The organism is Actinomadura sp. GTD37, assembly GCF_041951365.1.
Classification (GTDB): Bacteria; Actinomycetota; Actinomycetes; order Streptosporangiales; family Streptosporangiaceae; genus Spirillospora.
In genome coordinates this window covers 1-848 of record NZ_JBGNUS010000029.1, presented here as the reverse complement: position 1 = coordinate 848, position 848 = coordinate 1, and the positions used below count along the sequence as shown (strand labels likewise).

Here is an 848-nt window from a genome sequence, read left to right as displayed (position 1 = left end):
CCCCTCACCCATGTGATCAACATCACCGATGTCGGCCATCTGACGTCGGACGCCGATGCCGGCGACGACAAGATGGAGGCGGCGGCCCGCGCCCAGGCGAAGAGCATCTGGGACATCGCGGCGCACTATACCGCGGCGTTCAAGCAGAACATCGCCGACCTCAACATCCGCCAGCCCTCGCGCTGGTCGGTCGCGACCGACCATATCGCCGAGATGATCGATTTCGCGGAGAAGATCGCGCCGGAGCATTGCTACACGCTCGATTCGGGCCTGTATTTCGATGTGACCACCGTGCCCGACTATGGCCGCCTCGCCGGCAATCGGGACGATGCCGCGGAAGGGCGGATCGATCCGGTGGCCGGCAAGCGCCATCCGCAGGATTTCGCCATCTGGCGCAAATCGCCGCCGGGCGAGCAGCGCCAGATGGAATGGGACAGCCCCTGGGGCAAGGGCGCGCCGGGCTGGCACCTCGAATGCTCGGTGATGAGCATCAAGTATCTAGGGGCTCCCTTCGACATCCATACCGGCGGGATCGACCATCGGGAGATCCATCACCCCAATGAGATCGCGCAGAATCAGGCCTTTTGCGGCTGCGGCGATTCGGGCGCGCATTTCTGGATGCACAACAACTTCCTGGTCGATCGCCAGGGGAAGATGAGCAAGTCCAAGGGCGGCTTCACCACGCTCCAGTCGCTGATCGACGCGGGCGTGCATCCGCTCGCCTACCGGCTGATGTGCCTTTCCGCCCAGTATCGCAGCGAACTGGAATTCTCGGCCGAGAACCTGGCGGCGGCACTGACCCGGCTCAAGCGGCTGGTGATGACGGTGACGGCGCTCAAGGCCCGGGC

At 64.6% G+C, this 848-nt stretch carries 1 pseudogene; it reads left to right on the top strand.

Annotated elements, in window-relative coordinates:
* Positions 1–848: pseudogene (locus ACA511_RS40600) on the top strand (cysteine--tRNA ligase); the annotation flags it as partial.